General features: G+C 27.8%; 19 protein-coding genes. 4 read left to right on the top strand and 15 right to left on the bottom strand.

The window, feature by feature from the left end; all coding sequences use genetic code 11:
- Positions 1–15 precede the first annotated feature (15 nt).
- The 10 genes from fsa to QK892_RS00590 form a co-directional block, all read right to left on the bottom strand.
- A complete protein-coding gene (gene fsa / locus QK892_RS00635; RefSeq protein ID WP_317271581.1) occupies positions 16–666 on the bottom strand; it encodes a fructose-6-phosphate aldolase in 651 nt (216 codons plus the stop codon).
- Positions 667–711: 45 nt separating this feature from the next.
- Positions 712–1,767, bottom strand: coding sequence for an aldose epimerase family protein (locus tag QK892_RS00630; RefSeq protein WP_317271580.1), 1,056 nt, complete (start codon positions 1,765–1,767; stop codon positions 712–714).
- 146 nt (positions 1,768–1,913) lie between these two features.
- On the bottom strand, positions 1,914–4,010 hold the full coding sequence (locus QK892_RS00625; protein WP_317271579.1) for a methyl-accepting chemotaxis protein: 2,097 nt from the start codon (positions 4,008–4,010) through the stop codon (positions 1,914–1,916).
- A 207-nt stretch (positions 4,011–4,217) separates the two neighbouring features.
- The gene (locus QK892_RS00620) at positions 4,218–5,018 is read right to left on the bottom strand and encodes a response regulator transcription factor (RefSeq protein ID WP_317271578.1); all 801 of its coding nucleotides are present in this window, start codon (positions 5,016–5,018) and stop codon (positions 4,218–4,220) included.
- Positions 5,019–5,032: 14 nt separating this feature from the next.
- Positions 5,033–6,793, bottom strand: a complete 1,761-nt coding sequence (locus QK892_RS00615; RefSeq protein ID WP_317271577.1) for a sensor histidine kinase — start codon at positions 6,791–6,793, stop codon at positions 5,033–5,035.
- A 10-nt stretch (positions 6,794–6,803) separates the two neighbouring features.
- A complete protein-coding gene (locus QK892_RS00610; protein ID WP_317271576.1) occupies positions 6,804–8,051 on the bottom strand; it encodes an extracellular solute-binding protein in 1,248 nt (415 codons plus the stop codon).
- Positions 8,052–8,234: 183 nt separating this feature from the next.
- The gene (locus tag QK892_RS00605) at positions 8,235–9,242 is read right to left on the bottom strand and encodes a sugar ABC transporter substrate-binding protein (RefSeq protein WP_317271575.1); all 1,008 of its coding nucleotides are present in this window, start codon (positions 9,240–9,242) and stop codon (positions 8,235–8,237) included.
- A 58-nt stretch (positions 9,243–9,300) separates the two neighbouring features.
- Positions 9,301–10,305: an ABC transporter permease gene (locus QK892_RS00600; RefSeq protein WP_317271574.1), complete on the bottom strand. Its 1,005-nt coding sequence runs from the start codon at positions 10,303–10,305 to the stop codon at positions 9,301–9,303.
- 1 nt (position 10,306) lies between these two features.
- Positions 10,307–11,800, bottom strand: a complete 1,494-nt coding sequence (locus QK892_RS00595; RefSeq protein WP_317271573.1) for a sugar ABC transporter ATP-binding protein — start codon at positions 11,798–11,800, stop codon at positions 10,307–10,309.
- Between the two features lie 305 nt (positions 11,801–12,105).
- Entirely contained in the window at positions 12,106–14,235 is a 2,130-nt protein-coding gene (locus tag QK892_RS00590) for a glycoside hydrolase family 3 C-terminal domain-containing protein (protein ID WP_317271572.1), read from the bottom strand.
- Positions 14,236–14,522: 287 nt separating this feature from the next.
- On the opposite strand from QK892_RS00590, the gene QK892_RS00585 reads away from it, so the two are divergent.
- Positions 14,523–15,308 carry an AraC family transcriptional regulator gene (locus QK892_RS00585; RefSeq protein ID WP_317271571.1) on the top strand — a complete coding sequence of 262 codons (786 nt, stop codon included), beginning with the start codon at positions 14,523–14,525 and terminating at the stop codon, positions 15,306–15,308.
- Positions 15,309–15,670: 362 nt separating this feature from the next.
- Positions 15,671–18,334, top strand: coding sequence for a cation-translocating P-type ATPase (locus tag QK892_RS00580; RefSeq protein WP_317271570.1), 2,664 nt, complete (start codon positions 15,671–15,673; stop codon positions 18,332–18,334).
- Between the two features lie 170 nt (positions 18,335–18,504).
- Here the strand turns inward: QK892_RS00580 and QK892_RS00575 are convergent, their stop codons facing one another.
- The 4 genes from QK892_RS00575 to QK892_RS00560 all read right to left on the bottom strand — a co-directional run bounded on the left by QK892_RS00575 (position 18,505) and on the right by QK892_RS00560 (position 21,926).
- Positions 18,505–19,182: a DUF3298 and DUF4163 domain-containing protein gene (locus QK892_RS00575; protein ID WP_317271569.1), complete on the bottom strand. Its 678-nt coding sequence runs from the start codon at positions 19,180–19,182 to the stop codon at positions 18,505–18,507.
- A 348-nt stretch (positions 19,183–19,530) separates the two neighbouring features.
- Positions 19,531–20,304 (bottom strand): 23S rRNA pseudouridine(2604) synthase RluF, encoded by a 774-nt coding sequence (rluF, locus tag QK892_RS00570; RefSeq protein WP_317271568.1) that lies wholly within the window; start codon positions 20,302–20,304, stop codon positions 19,531–19,533.
- An 18-nt stretch (positions 20,305–20,322) separates the two neighbouring features.
- Positions 20,323–21,324, bottom strand: a complete 1,002-nt coding sequence (locus QK892_RS00565; RefSeq protein WP_317271567.1) for an anti-sigma factor domain-containing protein — start codon at positions 21,322–21,324, stop codon at positions 20,323–20,325.
- Between the two features lie 14 nt (positions 21,325–21,338).
- Positions 21,339–21,926, bottom strand: a complete 588-nt coding sequence (locus tag QK892_RS00560) for a class D sortase (protein ID WP_317271566.1) — start codon at positions 21,924–21,926, stop codon at positions 21,339–21,341.
- A gap of 91 nt (positions 21,927–22,017) precedes the next feature.
- Here QK892_RS00560 and QK892_RS00555 point away from each other — a divergent pair, with 91 nt between their 5' ends.
- Together QK892_RS00555 and ispF are read left to right on the top strand one after the other, a co-directional pair.
- Positions 22,018–22,209, top strand: a complete 192-nt coding sequence (locus QK892_RS00555; RefSeq protein WP_317271565.1) for a hypothetical protein — start codon at positions 22,018–22,020, stop codon at positions 22,207–22,209.
- Positions 22,210–22,310: 101 nt separating this feature from the next.
- Positions 22,311–22,781 (top strand): 2-C-methyl-D-erythritol 2,4-cyclodiphosphate synthase, encoded by a 471-nt coding sequence (gene ispF / locus QK892_RS00550; protein WP_317271564.1) that lies wholly within the window; start codon positions 22,311–22,313, stop codon positions 22,779–22,781.
- 194 nt (positions 22,782–22,975) lie between these two features.
- On the opposite strand, the gene QK892_RS00545 is transcribed toward ispF, so the two are convergent.
- Complete coding sequence (locus tag QK892_RS00545; protein WP_317271563.1) at positions 22,976–23,593, bottom strand: DUF3267 domain-containing protein; 618 nt, start codon at positions 23,591–23,593, stop codon at positions 22,976–22,978.
- Positions 23,594–23,742: the final 149 nt, after the last annotated feature.

Raw genomic sequence — 23,742 nt, 5'->3', positions numbered from 1 at the left:
TCTATATTTAATATTTTATTTATTTCCAAAAGCTTGTTGCCAATCTGCTTTAAACTTCTCAAGTCCTTGATCTGTTAATGGATGCTTTAACATTTGCTTTACAAGTTCATAAGGAACTGTTGCTATATCTGCTCCTGATCTTGCTGCTTCTAAAACGTGTACTGGGTTTCTTACACTAGCAGCAATTATTTGTGTTTCTATTCCATGTACACTAAATATTCCTGAAATATCTCTTACTAAATCCATACCTGTCATTGATATATCATCTAATCTTCCAAGAAATGGACTTACATATGTTGCTCCTGCATTTGCTGCAAGTAAAGCTTGATTTGCTGAAAATACTAGAGTTACATTAGTTTTAATTCCTTCACTATTTAAAACTTTAGTTGCCTTTAGTCCTTCTCCTGTCATAGGAATTTTTACTATCATATTTTTATGGATTTTAGCTATTTCTCTACCTTCTTTTATCATTCCAGCTGCATCTTCGCTAACTACTTCTCCACTAATTGGTCCATCTACAATTTCTGTGATTTCTTTTATTACTTCGTTGAAATCTCTACCTTCTTTTGCTATAAGTGATGGATTAGTTGTTACTCCAGAAATAACTCCCATCTCATTGATTTCTTTAATATGATTTACATTTGCTGTATCTAAAAAGAATTTCATTATTAATCCCTCTCCTTTTCCCTCTTATATTATTTTTATTTATACTTATATAGTTGTAAATTTATATATTGTTGTATGATTATACTCTTCGTTAGCTTTAAACACTGATGATTCAAAATTACTATCATTTACTGCATTCGGAACATATTGTGTTTCTAAACATACTCCACTTCTTCTCTCATAAGCTACATTATCTTTTCCTATTTCAGATCCATCAAGGAAATTACCTGTATAAACTTGAACACCCACATTAGTTGTGTACATTTCTAAGGCTCTTCCACTTACTTCATCAACTAGTTTAGCTGATAAAACTGATAAATCTCCCTTTGCATTCAATAACCAATTATGATCATATCCTTGTCCAAATTGGATTTGCTCATATGAATCATCTATATCTTCTCCTATGTTTTTTAATGCTTTAAAATTCATAGGAGTACCTTCAACACTTCTTATTTCTCCAGTTGGAATTGAATATTTATCGTTTACAGTAAAGCTATCTGCATTTACCATTAACTTTTGGTCTAAAATATTATTTGAAGAATGTCCTCTAAGATTGAAATATGAATGATTAGTAAGATTAATAACTGTATCCTTATCACTAATAGCCTTATATTCTATCTTTAATTCATTATCTTCTGTAAGAGAATAATATACATCTACCTTTAAGTTTCCAGGATATCCTTCTTCACCATCTTTGCTTAAGTATGATAGCTTTAATATATTGTTATTATCGTCTATTATTTCAGAATCCCAAACAACTTTATCAAATCCTTTAATACCTCCATGAAGATGATTAACTCCATCATTTGCAGCTAAAATATATTCTTCACCATTAATTGTAAATCTACTATTTTCTATTCTATTTCCACAACGTCCAATTAAAGCACCGTGAAATTTTTTACCACTTTCATATCCTTCAATACTATCATAGCCTAAAACAACGTCTCCAAAATCACCATTTTTATCTGGAACCTTTATTTCTGCAATAGCTCCGCCATATGTTATGATTTTTACTTCCATTTTGTTTTTGTTAGTTAAGGTATAGCTTTTTACTTGTAGGCAATTTTCTGTTATTCCAAATGACTGTTCAACTATAGACATATTCTTCCCTCCACTTAATCTTATTCTCATATTTATCTTATAATATCGCTCATAAATTCTACAAGAAATTACTTATATTTTTATGGACAATATTTATGATATTAATATTTTTACTTTATATAATATAAAATTTTTTTATTAACTTATTAATCTACACTTTTATCCTCTATATGGAAATAAGAAATAGTATGTTTTAAATTTTCCACTATCGTATCTAATTCCTTTGAAAAATCAGATACCTTTTCTATTTCCTTTATTTGTTCTTGAGTAGCACTTGATACTTCCCTAGTCGTTGCCTCGGTTTCCTCTGAAATAGACACTATGTTTTCTATTGCAGTCTTAGTAACTTCCTTTGACTGAACTATACTGTCTATTGATCTAGCGAATTCTTTTAATTCATCATCAATTTTTCCCATTGAATAAAATATATCTTCAAATGCTGAACTAGTATTTTTCAAAGCATTCATTTGTTGACTTATTATTCCCTTTGAGTTGCTTGCCATATTAGCAACCCCCTCTGTTTTTCTTTGGATATTATTTATTATATTAGTTATTCTTATTGAAGATTCCTTAGACTTATTTGCTAAATTTCTAACTTCATCTGCAACAACTGCAAATCCTTTTCCTTGCTCTCCTGCTCTTGCTGCCTCTATAGCTGCATTTAATGATAATAAATTTGTTTGCTCTGAAATATCTTTTATTATATCAACAATATCTTTAATTACTTTTACTTCATAATTTAACTCATTTATTTCATTTGCAATTTCTAAAGATATCTCATTACTTTCTTTTGCTCTTAAATTTAATATATTTACTGTATCTACTGCTCCATTCTGTAATTTTCTTGTTATTTCTAAATGACTTAAAACATTACTAGTTTTATCATTAACTATATTTATTTCATCTGATAAATTATTCATAGAATCCAAGCTTTCATTAGCACTCAATACTTGTCCAACAGCACCTGATTCTATTTCGCTCATATTTGCTGCTATTTCTTCTGAAACTGCATATGAATGTCCTGCTGACATTGAAATTACTTTTGTTCCACTTGAAATATTCTCTATTAAATTTTTAATATCTACTATTAATTTACTTATTTTTATAAGCATTTCTTTAAATGCTCCATTTACTTTCCCTATTTCATCTTTATAATTATCTTTTATATCTATATTTAAATCTCCACTTTTTGCTTTATTCATATCATCAATTAATTCTTGTAATGATTTTGAAATGCCCTTTGATATTAATATAGATATAATCATAGCTATAAAGAAAGATATTAATCCAATTATAATTATATTTATACTAATTAAATTAGCCTCTTTATTTAAATAACTATATGGGATAGTAGATAGTAAATACCAGTCATTAACTCCAATATTAGAAAAAGATACAAGCTGTTTATTTCTTGAGTCTGAGAAAGTCTCTTTAGAATTTTTTTCATTCAATAATTTAATTTCAGTACTAATATCTTCAATAATCTTATTTTCTTTGTATTTTTGGCCTATATTAATTTTAGCACTATCGCCTATAATTGTTCCATCTAAACTGACTATCGATACATTGGCTCCTTCTCCTAAATCTATATCTTTTATAACATTTGAAAAAATATTGGTATCTATTTCTTGTACTAATAATCCAATCTTTTCACCGTTGTTAGGCGAATTTATTGGACTGACATTAAAAACTGAATATGTATCATCATTCTTTTGTAAAATCCAAGTTGACTCAGTTACTTCGTTTTCTGACAAATAATCTATCATGCTTAATGCAGTATTTCCTAAACTGTTATTTTGACCATCTAAAATACTTATATTTTGCAAATTATTATTTGCTAAAGCTCTAATTCTCATTAATTTAGATAAAGATATTGTTGCCTGATATTTCTCGTTGTAATCCATATCTTTACTATTCATTAAATAATTTTGAATATCTGATTCCATAGATAATGATTTTGCTAAATCATTATGCTTATCCATTTCATTTAAAATATTTCTTTTAATTTGAGTAGTAATTTGTGAAGAAAACATCCTGCTCTTATCACTAATAGCTTTTCTATATTGAAATAAGGAAGTCCCTCCTATAATTATTAGTATAGAAAATATTAATAACCCATAGAATAATAATAATCTATACCTTATACTTATATTTCTTAATAAATCATAATAATTATTTAACTTGAAGCTTTTACTTTTTGACTTTTTTAGATTCCTAGAAAATTTCAGCGCTCTCTTCTTCATACCCTTTCTCCTTATCTATACATAGAAATAATTAAATGTTTTCATATTTGATATTTATTGACCATAAGCTTATACTATTATACTTACTTTTACCCAAGCAAGAATTTAATTATCTACATATAGACATTTTTTGTCATTTTATACATTATAATGCTTTAACTTGTATTAGAAGGATATTCTAATAAAACTTCCACCTCAATCAACTCCTTATTTTTTATTAAGTATATTTTCTCTATAAGATTTTATAGATTGTCCGCTATACTTTTTAAACCAATTACTAAAGTAGTTAGGGTCATCAAAACCCAATTTTTTTGAAACCTCATATACTTTCACATTAGGATTTTGTAACATTTTTAATGCTATTTCCATTTTTGTTTTTATTATGTATTCACCAAAATTCTCATTAGTTTTTTCTTTAAAGAATCTACTTAAATAGCTTGAATTTAAATAAAAATGTTTAGCTACACTCGTTAGTGATAGAGCTTGATTACAAATATTTTTTATTATATATTTTTTTATTTGATTAATATTAACGGATTTATCATCATCTCCTTCCTCAACTTCCATTATTTCTGTAAGATCTCCTATTGTTTCTTTAATACTTTTGAATTCATTAATTTCAGCCTTTTCTTTTTCTATTTTTTCTTTTAGCCTCAAGACAACTTCTTTTAATTCATCATCATCTATTGGCTTTAATAAAAAATCACTTATTCCTAGTCTTATACTTCTTTTAGCATATTCAAATTCATTATATCCAGTTATTACAATCACTTTTACCTCTGGATATTTTTCTAAAAGATGCTTACTCATATCTAAGCCATTAGTTAAAGGCATATTTATGTCAGTTAAAATTATATCTGGTTTACTTTTCTCAATTAAGCTTAAGCATTCATGTGCATTAGAAGCTTCCCCTATTATTTCAATGTCCAAAGATTCCCAATCTATGCAGTTACGTATAAGGTTTCTTATTAAATATTCATCATCAACAATTATTATTTTTGTTTTCAATGGAATCCCCCTCTTTAAATAAGTTTTTCCTTTGGTATTTGTATAATTATCTTAGTGCCTATATTAAGTTCACTTTCTATAAGAAATCTAAATTTATCTCCATAAAAAATTCTAAGTCTTTCTTTAGTTGCTCTTAATCCTACACCTATTCCCTCATTATTATAAATACCTTGTATTTTCTCCTTATTAATTCCCAATCCATTATCTTCTACACTTAAGAAAACACTTTCTTCATTTTGATATGTGGAAATAATTATCTTCCCTTTTCCTTCTTTATTTCTTATTCCATGATAAATAGAATTTTCAACTAATGGCTGTAAGACTAACTTTATTATTTTATATTCATTGCATGAATTGTCTAAATTATATTCAACATCCAAGGTGCCAGAGTATCTCATCTCTTGAATAATCAAATAATTTTTAATGGTGTCGATTTCTTCTTTAATGGTTATTATATTACTTCCCTTATTCAAGCTCACTCTATAGAATTTTCCTAGAGACTTTATCATTTTGTATATCCTTTTATTTTCTCCAGATAAAGCAAGAGAATTAATAGAATCTAAAGTGTTATATAAGAAATGAGGTTTGATTTGAGACATTAATAAATCTAATTCTATTTCTCTCTTTTTTTCCTCATTTTCTTTTATTTTTTCCATAAGATTTTGAATCTCTACAATTAAAGAATTATATCTATTTTTCATTTGTCCAATTTCATCATCATAGGTTTTTATATTTACTATATTAAACTTACCATCTACTACTTCATTCATAGATTCACAAAGCTTATTTATAGGTCCTGTAATAATTTTTGAAATTACCATTGCACCTATAACTATTAATATAAAGTTTACCAATATAAAATATAGTATAATGTATTTCACATATTCATTTTGATCTAGTAATTTGCTATAAGCTGAAATCGATACTATGTCCCAATTAATACCTTCCACTAAAATACTTGATAAAATGTAATTCTTTTTATTAATTTCTTTATTTATAGTTCCATTTTCAATACAATAATTTATTTCATTTTCTAAGTTATCTAAAATATCTATATTACTAGCTTTTGTTATGAAGTTATTTTCATTATCTCTAATTAATATTCTAGTTGAGTATTTATCTTCAAGCTTTGTTCCAAAATCAAAAAATACATCTTCATCTATGTTTATAACCATTACTCCAATAGTTTTTTGAGTGTTAATATCATTAATTAGTCTAATAAAGGAAACGTAATTTCTATCTTCATCCTCTATTAGTCCCCCACCATTATACTTTAAAATATATTCGCCATTTTTTTCTAATAGCTCTTCATACCACTTTGCTTTTTTCACATCATTTAAATTTAACTTTTTATATAAATAGTTTTCAGAATAATACTTATTACCTTCATAATCTAATATGTATATTGATGATATATTTGATTGAAAATTAGTAAATTGAATTAAGTAATCATTAATATTATTTTTTAAGGAATTATTTCTCTCTTCTTTATTATTTAAAATATTTTGAATATTTTCTGAAGATATTATCATTTTAGAAACGTTATTAACATTTCCTACTATAATATTTATATTAGATTTTGCACTTTCCAAAACTTCTAAAGAACTTTTCTCTAGTTTTTCTAGCGTATATTTTGTATTAACTTTTTCATATACAATAGTAATAGTTATGATAGAGACTACAAAAATAATAGAAAAATAAATAACTATCTTTTTGGCAATACTCAAATTCAAATAATTATCTTTTATATTACTAATTCTAAGTTTATTAATCATAATAAATTCCTCATTTTAAATTACTCATAATTTCTGCAAACTCTTCTGGTGTTATTTCATCATTTATTAATCTATCTACTAATTTTTTATGGATATCTCCTTTTTCTTCTCCTAAATAAATATCCCAATAAAGAAAATATGTAGAATCACTTGTTAATTCTTTTAATTCTTTAGATAGTCTATTTATACCTTCATCTTCTTCGATATCTTCCCATACTGGAAGCCCTGCACCAAATTCAAGGAACTCTTCTGATACTCTTTGAGATATGAATTTAATAGCTTCAAATGCTTCTTCTTTATATTCACACTCATTACTTATCATCAAGTGATCATTTGGTCCCCCCATGAAAATACTTGTATCAGAGTTAGTTTCACTTCCTGGAAAATTTCCTATGACTATGTCATCCTTTACAAGTGAGCTTTCTAAATCTCCTATAAACCAGTTTCCAGTATAGTACATAGCCACTTCGCCATTTTTAAATTTCATTTCTAATTCATCTCTATTTAAATCTATGTCTTTTTCTTTAAATGCTCCTGACCTTACTAAATCCTTCATCTTAATTGCTACCTTTAGTAACAAGTCATAATTGTCTCCATTTAAGGCTTTCTCCACCCCATCTTTTCCACCTTCTTGAAGAGCTAAAATATCGTAATATAGCATGCTAGTCCAATTATCAATTCTAGAAGCACCTAGAGGTATTATTCCTTTGTCTGAAAAGGTTTTAATAGCATACAATAGTTCATCATAGTTTTTAGGTATATCAATACCACTTTCATCAAATAACTTTTTGTTGTAATAGAAGGTTCCAATTGAAAGAGTAATTGGTATTCCATAAATTTCACCATTATATTGAGCGTTATCAAACATATTTGGCTTCATTTTATTCTTCAAATCATTATCTATATAAGAATCTAAACTTAATACCTTTCCAGATTCTATAAATGGCTTACTAAAGCCTCTTCCCCAGGAGAAAAATATATCTGGTAATTCATTAGTTGCAACTGCAGTCTTTATTTTTGTTTTATATCTGGTATTTTCCACAACTTCAGATCTTATTTGAACCTGCGGATTGTTCTTATTCCACTCTTCTATTACACCTTCTAATATACTACCATTAGTATTGTTAGATTTTTGCGTCCAAATATGCCACATCGTTAAAGTAATAGGATCTTTTTCACTTTCAATATTCTTTTCTCCACAACCATATATATTAGTTAATAAAACTATAATTGTAAAAAATATGGATACTTTTTTCATAAACCTATTCCTTCCAATCTTCTTATAAATAAAAGTAGTTTTTATTTATATATTTTACTTGTGTATAATCCCTTTAGAATTATTATACTATAATTTACATAATTTTTATTTATAAAAATATAATAAATCCATCATATTTTTAAATTTTATGATGGATTATTATTTTGGGTTATTTAAGTTTTATTATTTTGTTTCTTCAGTAAATTGTTTTTGCTTTTCTACACCATATTCAAATATTTCTTCTGCTTTTATCCATTTAACTTGTACAGGGTAATTACCTTCAACATTTTCACCTTTTATTTTCTTATCTAAAACATCAATTATTGTCTTTCCAATTGCATATGAATCTTGATCAACTATACCTGTTATTAATTTGCTTTCTATTCCATTTTCCCATGTAGCTGTGTAATCAAATCCAAAGTGATGTATTTGACCACCTTTTCCTTGTGATTTTATAGCTTCCATAACTCCTGTATCAGGACCTTCTGAACCTAATGAGAATACAGCTACCATATCTTGATTAGCAACTATTTGACCTTCTAATTGTTGTTTTGATACTGATGATTGATCATTATCTTGTATTGGTTCTAACCATTGGAAGTTCTTCGCATCTGCTCCCATTACTTTTTCAAATCCAGCCTTTATTCCATCTTGTCTATAAGTCATTGTTGTTTGTGTTAAGTTTACTGCTACAAGTCCTATTTTTCCACTTGTTATTCCCTTTTCTTTTAATTCTTTAGCTCCATTTTCACCTAATTGCTCACCAGCTAATTTATTATCAGTACCTATATAAGATATTCTATTTCCTGTTGTTTTTACATCAGCATCAAAAGTTACTACTGGAATTCCAGCATCATTTGCTTCTTTTACCTTATTATCGAACATCTCTGGGTCCATTGGTGCAATTGCTATTCCTGCAACATTCTTACTTATTGCTTCATCTATAAATCCTATATGTTTTTCATTCTTTTGAGCTTCACTTGGTGGAGTAGTTTTTACAACTAACTCATATCCTAAAGCTTTAGCTTGATCTTCAGCAGCCTTCTTCATAGGTGACCAATATGCTCCTGTATCAACTATTGGAATAAAGTATATTACTTTTTTCCCTTCTGTATTGCTTCCTGCTCCACATCCTGTTAATCCTGCTAATAAAAATACTGTTGATAATAATGCTACTATCTTCTTTTTCATAATTAATCCTCCTGAATTTTATTTATATTATTTAAATATTTTATTTTGCTTTTTTATTTTATTTTGCTTTTTTCTTTAAAAAACCTTTTCTTCTATAGAAATCAACAACTATTGCAACTATAATTATTGCTCCAGTAACTGCTTGTTGAATAAATGAATTTACACCTAATATTGATAATCCATTTTGGAATACTTGGATAGTGAATATACCTACTATGGCACCACCTATACTTCCAACACCTCCACCAAATGCAACTCCACCCATTATAGAACCGGCCATTGCATATAACTCTGGACCATTTATTTCACTTGGTGCTCCTACGTTAATATTTGACATTAGTAATATACCTGCTATTGCTGCTAAAGTTCCTTCAACTATATAAACCTTAATTATATGCTTATTAACATTTATTCCTGATAATCTACTTGCTTCTCTATTTGATCCAACTGAGTAACAGTATCTGCCATATCTTGTGTTTTTCATAACAAACATACCTATTATAAAAATTAAAAAGAAGATAACTGTATTAGTATGGATTAATGGAGTTCCTAACTTTGTATTTGATATACTGTAAAACCATTCCGGTAATCCCTTAATATAAATACCATTTGTTAAGAATAATATTATTCCACGTATTAAGTAGCTTGTACCTAAAGTAAGTATAAAGGACTCTAATTTAAATTTAGTTATTAAAAATCCATTAAGTCCTCCCCATAATGCTCCTACAACTAATGCTCCTAATATAGCTATTATTGGGTTAAAACCATTTATTGATAAGTAAACTGCTACACATCCTGAGAAGGCTGCATTAGCTCCCATAGAAAGATCAACATTTCCTGTTATTAAAATCATTGCATAAGCAACAGTTAATATACCAACAGTTGGTATTTGCCTAAAGAAGTTAGAAATATTAGCCATGCCTAAGAAATCTGGGCTAATTATCGAAAATGCTATTACAAGTACTACCAAAACTAGATATATGGAATACTTTGATGCTAAATCTTTCAAGTTTATTTTTTTATTTTCAGTTTTTAATTTATTCTCCATAATTTTTTCACTCATATTAATTAATACCTCCAAGCGTAGCTAATTTCATAATTTCCTCTTGACTAGCCTCTTCTCTAGTAAGCTCTCCAGTTATCTTTCCTTCACACATAACATATATTCTGTCTGACATTCCTAATAATTCAGGTAACTCAGAAGATATTATGATTACTATCTTTCCTTTTCTAACTAAATCATTCATTATTTCATATATTTCAGCCTTTGTACCAACATCTATTCCCTTAGTTGGCTCATCAAATATAAATACTTGTGAATCTGAATTCAACCACTTTGCTAAAACTACTTTTTGCTGATTTCCTCCGGAGAGAGTACCTGCTGTAACATCTATATTAGCTAGCTTTATTTGTATCGCAGTTCTGAATCTTTCTCCTACTTCTTTTAATTCTTTATGATTCAAAAGAAATGATTTCAAGTTAGTTATTGTTATATTATCAACTACACTCATTTGTAATGATAATCCTTGACCTTTTCTATCCTCTGTTAATAGACATATTCCATTTTTAATAGCATCTATTGGAGATTTTATCTTTATGTAATTCCCGTTCATTTTGATTTTTCCATTCATAATTGAGTCAGCACCAAAAACCAATCTCATTAGCTCTGTTCTACCTGCCCCAACTAATCCAGCAATCCCAAGAATTTCTCCTTTTCTAGCTTTAAAACTCACATTCTTTACTTTCCCATTAAAATCGCATAAATCTTCAGCTTCTAAAACGTATTCTTTAGCTTCAAAAATTTCTTTAGGAAATAGATCTGTTATATCTCTTCCAACCATCATCTTTATAAGTTGACTCTCATCTATTCCATTCATATCACATTCATTTATGTAATTTCCATCTCTTAAAACTGTAGCTCTATCACATATTTCAAAAACCTCTTTTAATCTATGGGATATATAAATGATTGCAACTCCTTCTTCTCGTAAAGATTTAATTACTTTAAATAAATTCTCCACATCTTTTTCTGATAAAGATGTTGATGGTTCATCAAATATAATTATTCTTGCATCTAAACTAATTGCTTTAGCAATTTCTATCATTTGCTTTTTAGCTGTTGGTAATTTTTCAACTAGATCATCAGCTTTAATATCAACTTCTAACTTTTTAAGGATCTTTTCTGTATCTGAATATAATTTTTTAAAATCTATTATTTTTAGTAAGTTATTTTTATAAGGCAATCTTCCCATATAAATATTTTCTGCAACTGTTAAAGTTTCAGATAAATTTAATTCTTGATGAACAAAACCTATACCTATCTCTTTTGCTTTATCTGGAGTTATTACCCCATAACTTTTTCCCTCAACTAAGATCTCTCCCTGATCCTGTGCATGTACTCCGCCAAGTATTTTCATTAAGGTTGATTTACCTGCACCATTTTCTCCTAATAACGCATGTACTTCGCCTTTTCTTATTTTTAATTCTGCTCCCTTAAGCGCATACACTCCTGGAAAACTCTTATGAATATTCTTCATTTCTAAAAGCACACTGCTCAAATTATGATCCCCTCTCTTTCATTAATCGTTTTCAATAACTATATTACATTATTAAATGATTATATAATATGCTATATTTTTACTTAAATCTTTGATTTTTTTACCTCTTTAAAACATTTACATAAAAAAAGATATATGTTATATTCTTTGCGACCTCGCAAGCTCCAAGTCGCCAGAATATAGCATCTATCTTCTTCAGTACTAAAGAAAATAATAAATGTCTAAAAACTTAAAAAAAAATCAAAAACTTAAAAAATGAGTTTTTGATTTTTACTTTACTTATTTATAGGAATTTTATTAAATTTTTACTTTATATTTATTTCTTTTTCTAATGGTGCTAATCCACAAAGCTCAACACTTCTTCTATCTGGTTGAGAAACACCAACAAATATCTTGAATTTTTTGCTATCTAATATTCTTTCACCATTATCATTTACAGCTTCAAATTCTCTTCTTCTTAATTCAAAATCTATAGTTTTACTTTCACCTTTCGCTAAAGAAACACGCTTAAATCCTACTAAGCTATGGTTTAATACTGCAAATCTTGATTCTAAGTCTTTTAAGTAGCATTGAACTACTTCATCAGTATTGTAATCACCAACATTCTTAATATCAATACTTACTTTTACTGTTTCAAAATCATCATTAACTTCTTCTACATTTAAATTGCTTAATTCTACCTTTGAATATGTTAATCCATATCCAAATGGATATAAAGCTTCTGATTCAAAATATCTATAAGTTCTTCCCTTCATTGAATAGTCAGTAAATTCAGGAAGATCATCAGTATTTTTATAGAAAGTTACTGGTAGTTTTCCACTTGGTGAATAGTCACCAAATAATAATTCTGCAACAGCTCTTCCACCATGACTACCTGGATACCATGCTTGTAATATTGCAGCACACTTTTCTTCTAACCCATTAAGAGTAAGAGCACTTCCAGAGCCTAAAACAACTATGACTGGCTTATTAGTAGCTAAAACATTTCTAAGTAATACTTGTTGAGATTCTGGTAAATTTAGATTTTCCTTATCTCCTGCTGCATCACTATTACCTGTATCCCCTTGTTCACCTTCAATTGTTGAATCTAAACCTAAGCATAATACAACAACATCTGATCTTTCTGCTACTGAAATTGCTTCACCTATTCTATCATTAGCTTGCGCTAAATGTTCAACTCTATCTTTATATAAATGAGATCCTTCTGAATAATAAACTCTTGTTTCTTTATTTACAGCTTCATGGATACCTTCAAGAATAGTTGTGTACTTAGATGCTGTTCCTGAATAATTACCCTTAAGCATTATTTGACTATCTGCATTTGGTCCTATAACTGCAATAGATTTTAAGCTTGATTTATCAATTGGTAAAATACCATTATTTCTAAGTAAAACCATTGATTTTCTTGATACTTCTAATGAAAGTTCATTATGCTCTTCACAGTCATTTACTTCATATGGTATTTCATTAAACTCGCAATTATCATCAAACATTCCAAGTCTAATTCTTGTAGCCATCAATCTTTCTGCTGCTGTTGTTATGTCCTCTTCTGTAACTAGACCTTCTTTATATGCTAATAACATTTGAAGATATATATTACCGCAATTTAGGTCACATCCATTTTTAATAGCTAATGCTGCTGATTCTGTAGCTGTACTTGTTACATTGTGATATAAGTGGAAATCTGCTATTGCCCAACAGTCTGAAACAACATGCCCTTGGAAATTCCATTTTCCTCTTAATATGTCCTTTAATAAAGTCTTACTTCCACAGCAAGGCTCTCCATTAGTACGATTATATGCTCCCATTACAGTTTCTACATCTGCTTCTTTTACAGCAGCTTCAAAAGCTGGTAAATATGTTTCATATAAATCCTTTTGATTTACAACTGCATCAAATTCATGTCTCAATCCTTCTGGACCACTATGAACAGCATAATGTTTCGCACAAGCAGCGGTCTTTAAATACTTTCCATCTCCTTGAAGTCCATTTATAAAAGCTACTCCAAGTCTTGATGTTAAATATGGATCTTCTCCATAAGTTTCATGTCCACGTCCCCATCTAGGATCTCTAAATATATTTATATTAGGAGACCATAATGTAATACCTTTATAAATATCTCTGTCATCTTTTTTTGTGCTTTCATTATACTTTGCACGCGCTTCTATAGCTACAGTTTCTGCTACCTTACTTAAAAGTTCATCATCAAACATAGCAGCTAGTCCAATAGCTTGCGGGAAAATAGTAGCTGTACCAGCTCTTGCAACTCCATGTAATCCTTCATTCCACCAATTATATCTTGGAATATTTAGGTGTTCTATCGCAGCAGCATTATATGTCAATTGTGATGCCTTTTCATGTAATGTCATTTTTGATACTAATTCTTTTGCTTTTACATAAGCCTCTTCATGAGTCATTCTGTTTCCTTTATTCATAACTATCATCCTCTTACAATAAATTTACTATTTAACTTTTCATATCTATATGATAACTATTACATTCATAAAGTAACAAGAAATTAATTGTATATTTATGGACAAGATTTGTGTTGTTAAAAATTTTATTCATTTTTTTATTTTCATATTTTTTATATATTCTTATAGCAATTTAAATACTTAAACCTTATTAAATTTTATTAATGTGTATTTTGAATATAGATATTTGACTAAAGTAGATAAAATATATATAATTATAGACAAAACTTATTGTTTGGAGGATTTTTATGTTAACATATGAATCTCATCATTTTGGAGAAAATAATAATTTTTCCAATTATTATAATCTCAACTTTAATTTTCCTAAGCATTTACATAGAAGCTTTGAACTTATATATGTAAAAAGTGGTTCCATTCAGGTTAGTATTAATAATAGAATATTTGATGTAAAAGAAGATCAATGTCTTTTGATTCTTCCCTATGAAATGCATTCTTTTATAACTGAAGGTACTTCTGAATCTTATATATGTGTTTTTTCTCCTGAATATATAAAAACTTTTCATAATATGGTTTATGAAAAGTATCTTGATAACCCTATTTTTACTTTACCTCATGAATTTAAAGATTTAATTATAAATAATATCTTTAAAAATAAAACTAATTTAATTCAAATGAAAGCTTACCTATATCTTGTTTGCTCTGAAGTATTAGAAAATTCTGATATAATGGAAAATAATAAAAATGATTATGAATTATTACATAAAGCATTAAATTATATTCAAGAAAATTTTACTAAAGATATTTCACTACAAGATATCGCTAAAGAATTTGGATATAGTTATACTTATTTATCTAAATACCTTAATAACACACTTGGAATATCCTTTGTAGACTTTATTAATGAGAATAGAATAAATTATTCAATGTATTTATTAAAAAATACTGAAGAAACAATAACAAATATAGCTTACATATGTGGATATTCAAGCATTAGATCCTTTAATAGAAATTTCCTTAAAATAAATAATTTAACACCAAAGTTATATAGAAAAAATTTAGATTTATTAAAATAATTTTCCACTTCGGTATTTAACTTGATATTTCTTTCTACTCTCTTATTAATTTAAATGTAAAAATTATATTTATTTATAATCTTTGCAATTCTGCTTAAAATTTATATATTGACATTCATTTAAATTAATAATAAGATTATATTATAAATTAAATATTTCCATTAAGAGGGAGTAGTAAAAAATATAGCATCAACATTCGCGATCTATTTAGGTCTGGTGTTATATACCAATTTGGTTACGAGACTTTTAATACAGTTTATCACAAAATGAAAATTGTATTAAGAGTCTCTTTTTATATAAAAGCAATCATCTTAGGCTCATAAACTTATTAAAATTTTCACTAATGTTTGGAGGAAATAATTATGAAAAAATATTATTCAACGCCCTACGAAGAAGTATTAAAAGAATTTAATGTTTCTAAAAGCGGATTAGAGGACAAACAGGTAAGTGCTAATACTGAAAAGTTTGGACTTAATCAATTAACAGAAAAAAAGAAGCAAACTGTTTTACAAGTGTTTCTTAATCAATTTAAGGATTTACTAGTCCTAATATTAATTGCTGCTGCTGTTATATCAGCTATTACAGGTAGTCTAGAAAGTACTTTAGTTATCTTTGCGGTAATTATTCTTAATTCAGTTTTAGGAACAGTGCAACACTTTAAAGCAGAGCAATCACTAGATAGCTTAAAAGCTTTATCATCCCCTTCTGCTAAAGTGTATAGAAATGGTAAAAAAATTGAAATACCTTCTAAAGAATTAGTTCCTGGAGACATTCTTATATTAGAAGCTGGTGATATGGTTTCTGCTGATGGTAGAATAATTGAGAACTTCTCACTTCAAGTAAATGAAAGTTCTCTTACTGGAGAATCAGAAAGCGTAAATAAATTTGTTGAAGTTATAGAGAATGAAGATATTGCTCTTGGTGATCAAAAAAATATGGTATTCTCAGGTTCACTTGTTACTTATGGAAGAGCCTTAATCGTAGTTACTGGTACTGGAATGAATACCGAAATAGGTAAAATAGCTAACTTAATGGAAGAAACTCAAGAAAAACAAACTCCACTTCAAATTAGCTTAGATGATTTTAGTAAAAAACTTGCTATTGGTATATTTGCAGTTTGTATATTGGTATTTGCTCTTAGCCTTTATAGAGGAACTAATATTTTAGACTCTCTTATGTTTGCTGTAGCATTAGCAGTTGCCGCTATTCCTGAAGCCTTAAGTTCAATTGTAACAATTGTACTAGCTCTTGGAACTCAAAAGATGGCTAAAGAAAATGCTATAGTTAAAAAGCTTAGAGCTGTTGAAGGTTTAGGTTCTGTATCTGTAATATGTTCAGATAAAACAGGAACTTTAACACAAAATAAAATGACAGTAAAAAAAGTATTCCTTGATAATAAATTAATTGATGGTGAAGAATTAGATATTAAAGATGAATTAGCTAACTACTTAGTTTCTAGTTCAATTTTATGTAATGACTCTACATCTAAAGATGGTGTTGAAATAGGTGATCCAACTGAAGTTGCTTTAGTTAATTTAGGTCATAAGCTATCTTTAGATGAATTAGAAGTAAGAAAGTCTTATGGAAGATTAGCTGAATTACCTTTTGATTCCGACAGAAAGCTTATGAGTACTCTTCATAGATTTGATAATAAAAACTTGATGTTTACTAAGGGTGCTTTTGATGTTTTATTAGATAGAATAGTTAAAATCAAAACATCTACAGGTGTAAGAGATATTACTTATGAAGATAAACAAAATATAATAAATGCAAACAAACAATTATCACAAAATGGTTTAAGAGTTTTAGCTTTTGCTTATAAAGAATTTGCAAACCCTGAATATTTAGCTTTAGAAGATGAAAATAATTATACATTTATTGGGCTTATATCAATGATAGACCCACCAAGAAATGAATCTGCTGAAGCTGTTAGAGACTGTATAACAGCAGGAATTAAACCTGTTATGATTACAGGTGATCATAAAATTACTGCATCAGCTATCGCTAAGCAAATTGGTATCTTAAGAGATGGCGATAGAGCTATAGAAGGTGTAGAACTAGATAAAATGACTGATGAAGAATTAAGAGAAAATGTAGAGCATATTTCAGTTTATGCTAGAGTTTCTCCTGAACATAAGATAAGAATAGTTAGAGCTTGGCAAGATAGAAATGAAATTGTTGCTATGACTGGTGATGGTGTTAATGATGCTCCAGCTTTAAAACAAGCCGATATAGGAATTGCAATGGGAATTACAGGTACAGAGGTATCAAAAGATGCTGCATCTGTTATCCTGACTGATGATAACTTTGCAACTATAGTAAAATCAGTCGCTAACGGAAGAAATATTTATAAAAACATAAAAAATTCTATTAAGTTCTTGTTATCAGGTAATACTTCTGGTATTTTATCAGTATTATATGCATCAATAATGGCTTTACCAATGCCATTCCATGCAGTACATTTATTATTTATAAACCTATTAACAGATAGTTTACCTGCTATAGCAATTGGTATGGAAAAGTCTAAAAAAGACTTGCTGAAGGACAAACCTAGAGCTAGAAATGCTTCTATACTATCTAAAGATTTTATAACAGAAATTCTTAGTGAAGGTTTATTAATATCAATATTTACTTTAGCAGCTTTTTATATAGGATTGAGAACAGATAATAATGTTGCTTCTACAATGGCATTTGCAACACTTTGTTTAGCAAGATTATTCCATGGATTTAACTGTAGAGGAGATAAATCTATATTCTCTATAGGATTATTCAGTAACAGATATAGCTGGCTAGCTTTTGGTGCTGGATTATTATTCTTGAACCTAGTTTTATTTGTACCATTCTTAAAAAGATTATTTGAAGTTGCTACATTGACAGGTTCACAAATAGGATATATTTACTTATTTGCATTTATACCTACAGTATTAATTCAAATATTTAAAGTTATAAGAGATGCTGTTATTGGTAAAAAATCTTCTGAAATTGATGTTAATGAAGAAAATGATGACATTAGCAAAGTAGCTTAATAAAATGCCTTGCATTTTATTAATGGAAGAATGAAAAAATTAAAGAATGAAAGAATGCTAAATAAAAATCTTTTCAGATTTTTTATAAAATAATATCTATAATAAGGAGGTTTTGCTGTGCAAAACCTCCTTAATTTTTTTCATTTCTTCATTTTTTCATTCTTTAATTTTTATTTCATTTCTATTTCGAATTCTGGCATCCCTGTAACATATGGTGCAATTTCATAATAAGGAAAATGTATAATAATTTTATTATCTCTAATATAAAAGCTTTGATCATCTTTTATCCCATTAAAGCCTTCTTTGCCTGTAAAGTAATACTCTGGATGTTTACTTATTTCTTTCGATATCTCTTCATTAATATAAGTTTTATAATCATATCCTTCTTTGAACAAGTCTTTTAGCATTAATTTACTCCCGCTTTTAATATCAATATTATATGTATTTCTAGTAGTTATACCATGAGCACCTCCACTAAACTGGTAGTAATCTATATAAAAACTCAATATATCTTTATCATTAGTTAATGTATATCTAGCCATTAATTCATATGGAATTGTTGGCTTAATATCTTCACTTGTATCCTTTGTATCCTTTATCCACAGGTTAGTCCAATCTAAAATCTCCTTGTTAATATCTTTTTCCTTAGTCTTATCTACTAGTCCTATTATCTGAGGTATTTCTACATCAATATTTATAAAATTAGTTTTTTCTTTTATAGGATTATCCACAAGAAATGGAACTTCGACATAATCACTGTTAATAATTATCAACATAGATTGTGGATAAATATAGAAAATATTCATAAATAACAATAAAATTATCAGTGCTCTACAAAATCTTTTCATCACTAATTCTCCCACTTACATATAATAATTTTGAAAATTAAAATTATTACTTTTTCTTACATCATTATATTATCTACAGTATTGTTAATAATTATTAGCTACATTTCAACATTATTTTCACAAGTTATCCACACACCCATGTGGATAGTGTGCGTAACATACATTTTTTTACTGTAAATTTTTACATGAGTACTTGCTCATTTATCCTAACCCCTTATATTTAGGGACTTAAGAGCCTGTGGATAACTTTTATCCCACTTCATAAAAAAAGGCCATATATTGTGAATTTTATTCACAACATGACCATATTCTTTCAAATAGCATAAATCTATCTCATTTTTATATATTTTATTGATCCACTTCCTTAGTTTTTATAGATGTACTTATTAATGAATTTAACTTTTTCAATTCTCCTGAAGTCAGCTCTCTATAGCTACCTATTTTCAAATCACCTAATTTTATATTCATTATTCTTATTCTATTTAATTTAGTTACACTATATCCTAATGCCTCGCACATCCTTCTTATTTGCCTATTCATCCCTTGAGTCAATATAATTCTAAAAGTTCTCTCATTTATCTTATTAACTATGCATTTCTTCGTTACAGTTCCTAATATTTTTACTCCATTAGCCATATCTTTTATAAATTTATCATTTATAGGCTTATCCACAGTTACTATATATTCTTTTTCATGATTATTACCTGCTCTTAATATCTTGTTAACTATATCGCCATCATTAGTAAGTAATATTAACCCTTGGGAATCTTTATCCAATCTTCCTATAGGAAATATTCTTTTCTCATGATTAACAAAATCAACTATATTTCCTTTTACCTTCTTTTCTGTGGTGCAAGTTATTCCAACCGGCTTATTTAAGGCTATATATACTAATTCCTCTACCTTTTTTAAGGATTTACCATCTACTTTTACATTAGCACTTTCACTAACCTTAGTTCCCATTACAGCCTTTATTCCATCAACAGTTACTCTTCCTGCCTCTATAAGTTTATCAGCTTCTCTTCTTGAACAAAATCCTGTTTCACTTATATACTTATTTAATCTAATTTCTGGTCCTCTTTCTTTATGCACTATAATATATTTATTATTCTTTTGATTCATATTATCACCTTTATTAACTTATGGACTTACTTTATGTTCATCTCCTGAGTTATTTAATTTAACTTGTAGCCCTTGCTCTTCAATAAATTTTTCTGTTCTTTGTAAAGCAGTATATTTTAATGGATTTCCAGTAACATTTATTACAATTCCTGTTTCCGGAATCATCTCATTATCCATACAATAATTTAATATTTCTTTAATAGAGTTATCAATATCAGCGTTATCTATTTTTAATTTATCTAGCATATTAATTCCCTTTTCAGTTCTAGAATATGCATCTATAATTTTATTAAATTTATTAACTTCTATTGTTATTAAAGAAGTTGTTTCTATAGCGATAGTCTTATCTACCAGCCTATATTGGAATATACCTATTATCGAAATCAAAACTAATATACTTGCAATTATAGAGATTTGAAATTTATACTTCTTAAAAGTAAAACTTTCTTTACCAACAAAATCTTCACCAACTTTATTATCTTTTCCAGCTTTAACTTTAATAAACTCTCCCTTAGAAGTCAAAATAATAGCATAACCTACTCCCTTATGAAGTATAATCCCTCTGTGTTCTTCCTCTTTATTTATTTGTATAATTTCTTCAGAATTAGGAACATATACAGCCTCCTCAACTTGTAAGTATTCCTGAAGATACTTATAAGTAGGATTTGCTAATATTACAACAAAAGCAACTATATATTCTTTCCAAGTTTGATAAAACTCTTTATCAATAGGTGTTCTTTTTAGAAGTCTATTAATAGGAAACTTTTTAGTAGTATTTAAATAATCAAATAATTCTATATCCTCTATTATGAAATATGATACATTTAGTATTTTATTTCTTAGTATATATGAAGGTTCATTATGAATTAAGTCTTTAATTAATATCTTATAACTTAAAAGTTCTTCCCTTAGCCTTTCAATCTCCTCTTCTCGCTTTCCTACTACATCATCTAAAGCTAAATTAACTGGAGCCTTAGTTGAAAATTTATATTTATCATATTCAAAGATATTTATTGACACTGCCATCCCCCACTTTATATATCTTTAGCATCTACTAGCTTTCCTTTTACTATAACCCTCTCCTTTGCTCCTACAGTACAAGTTACTAATGTTATTGTTGATTCATCTGTATTATCCAAAACATCTACTTTGTCTGGAGATACTATAAAATTTTCTGTAACTTCATATACATATTCCTTTTTATTAGCCTTCACTAATACTTTATCCCCAATCTCTACTTTGTATAAATTAACAAACGCCTCTGAATAATCTGAAACTCTATGTCCAGCAACAGAAAAATTTCCTTTTTCTCCAGGGGCAACTGAATTTTCAAATTTTCCTAAGTAATATTGAAGAATATCATCAGTAATTCCCTCGACTATTCCTTGTGATAAATCAATACTAGGAATTTCCATTAAGGCGATAGGTTTATATCCATTCATTAACTTTTCTTCTTCTTCCTTAGTTAACTCCTTAGATTCCTCATTTATAACTTCTTCGAGTATATTTTGAAGTTCCTTTTGTTTATTTAAAGTATCTATCTTTTTATAAACAATAGATACAATAATAGATATCCCTGCTATGATTAAAACCAGTCCTATTACTCTTCTGATTCTTTCCATAAAAAAACTCCACTCCCTATTAACTTTTATACTTATTTATCATATATTATAGCATAAACATTTATAATCATTAATCTTTTAGGAGTAACTTATGAATAGAAAAATTATTTATGTTGATTTTATTTTTAAACGAAAGAAAATTACTTCTAAGACTTTACTTTTTATTTATAATATGAAGATAAATATAAAGATATTTTTTAACAACATATTTGTTATAAAACCTCGTAAAAAGAAAAAGACTTCAAATAACATTACACATTACCCGTTTAGAAAAGTATTATAAATATCACTGACATCTATTTTCTTAAGTTTTATACAAATCCTTGATATTATAATTTCATATAGAGTAAAATAGTCTTAAATAATAGTCTTGGAGGTATGGAAATGAGAATAGGATTAGGATATGATGTACATCGCCTTGTTGATGGAAGAGATTTAATAATTGGTGGAGTTACTATTCCTTACGAAAAAGGATTACTCGGTCATTCAGATGCTGATGTTTTACTTCATGCAATAATAGATTCATTACTTGGCGCTTCTGCCCTAGGTGATATAGGAACTCTTTTCCCAGATACTGATGTAAAATATAAAGGTATATCCAGTATAAAACTTCTTGAGGAAGTAGGGAAATTATTAAATGACAATGGCTATTCTATTAATAATATAGATTCTACTATAATTGCTCAAAGGCCTAAAATGGCTCCTTATATAAAAGAAATGCGTGAGAATATAGCCAAAGCATTAAATATTGATGTAATGAAAATTAACGTAAAAGCTACTACTGAAGAAGGATTAGGCTTTACTGGAACTGGAGAAGGAATATCTTCTCAAAGCATATGCCTAATTGAAATGTAAAATGTAGAATGTAGAATGTAGAATTATGGTTAAAACTCCTACGGAGTTTTGGAAATGAAAGAATGAAGATTCTCTTTTGCATTCGCAAAATCGAAATGAAATAATGAAGGAATTAAGGATTAAATTTTTTCTTACAAAAAATTGACATGAAAGTAAGCTGTTACACTAATAATTTAGGGTAACAGCTTATTATTTTATTTTTCAAAAGCAACAAAACCACATTCTGTTGGATGATCTAAAATCAATGTGTTTTTATTTTTTCTGTACTTAAAGAGTTTAAGGGCAATAGTTGTGTCTCCTCCAGCACTTAAAATGCTAAAAACAGAAAAGAATAGTAAAAATGGACTTTCTATTATTATTGATAATATACCTGTAACAATTCCAAGGATTAAAAATGGCATCAATAACGCAAGTAAATACTCTTTAACGCTTATAGCTTCTTTACAATGACAGTAAGGTGTTAGCTTACTCCAAAAAACTCCAAATTTTATACTCTTCCATCTTTCTTTGCAGAAAAATTGCCAAGTAAATCCATGTAAAAATTCATGAACAGGAATTGATATTAGTAATACTATCCACCCCCAAAGAAAAGAATAAGGTGATGTTATCTCAATATAAAATCCCTTCCATATAAACCCATATACAAATATAAATAATACTGCAAAAGGACCTGCCGTTAAAAAAGCCAAAATATTAGCTTTTAAAATTGATATATATGAATTTTCTTCTCTATAGCCTTCATTTTTAAGTTCTTCTCTAATTCTAATATAATTATCTAAAATAGGATTCTCTCTACTTTTTACTTTTCCCATAATAATCCCCCCTAAATATATTATACATTATTTTACACATATTGGTATTATTGTATTATAAAAAGCCTCTAAAATACAGTATCTAAATGAACAATGTAAAATGTAGAATGCAGGATGTTAACTTATAGTTGAGTGAACTTCTTATTTTC

Source organism: Clostridium lamae (assembly GCF_033043255.1).
Taxonomy (GTDB): domain Bacteria; phylum Bacillota; class Clostridia; order Clostridiales; family Clostridiaceae; genus Clostridium; species Clostridium lamae.
Note: the sequence above shows the minus strand (reverse complement) of the source record. Positions and strands in the feature narration are given on the sequence as shown.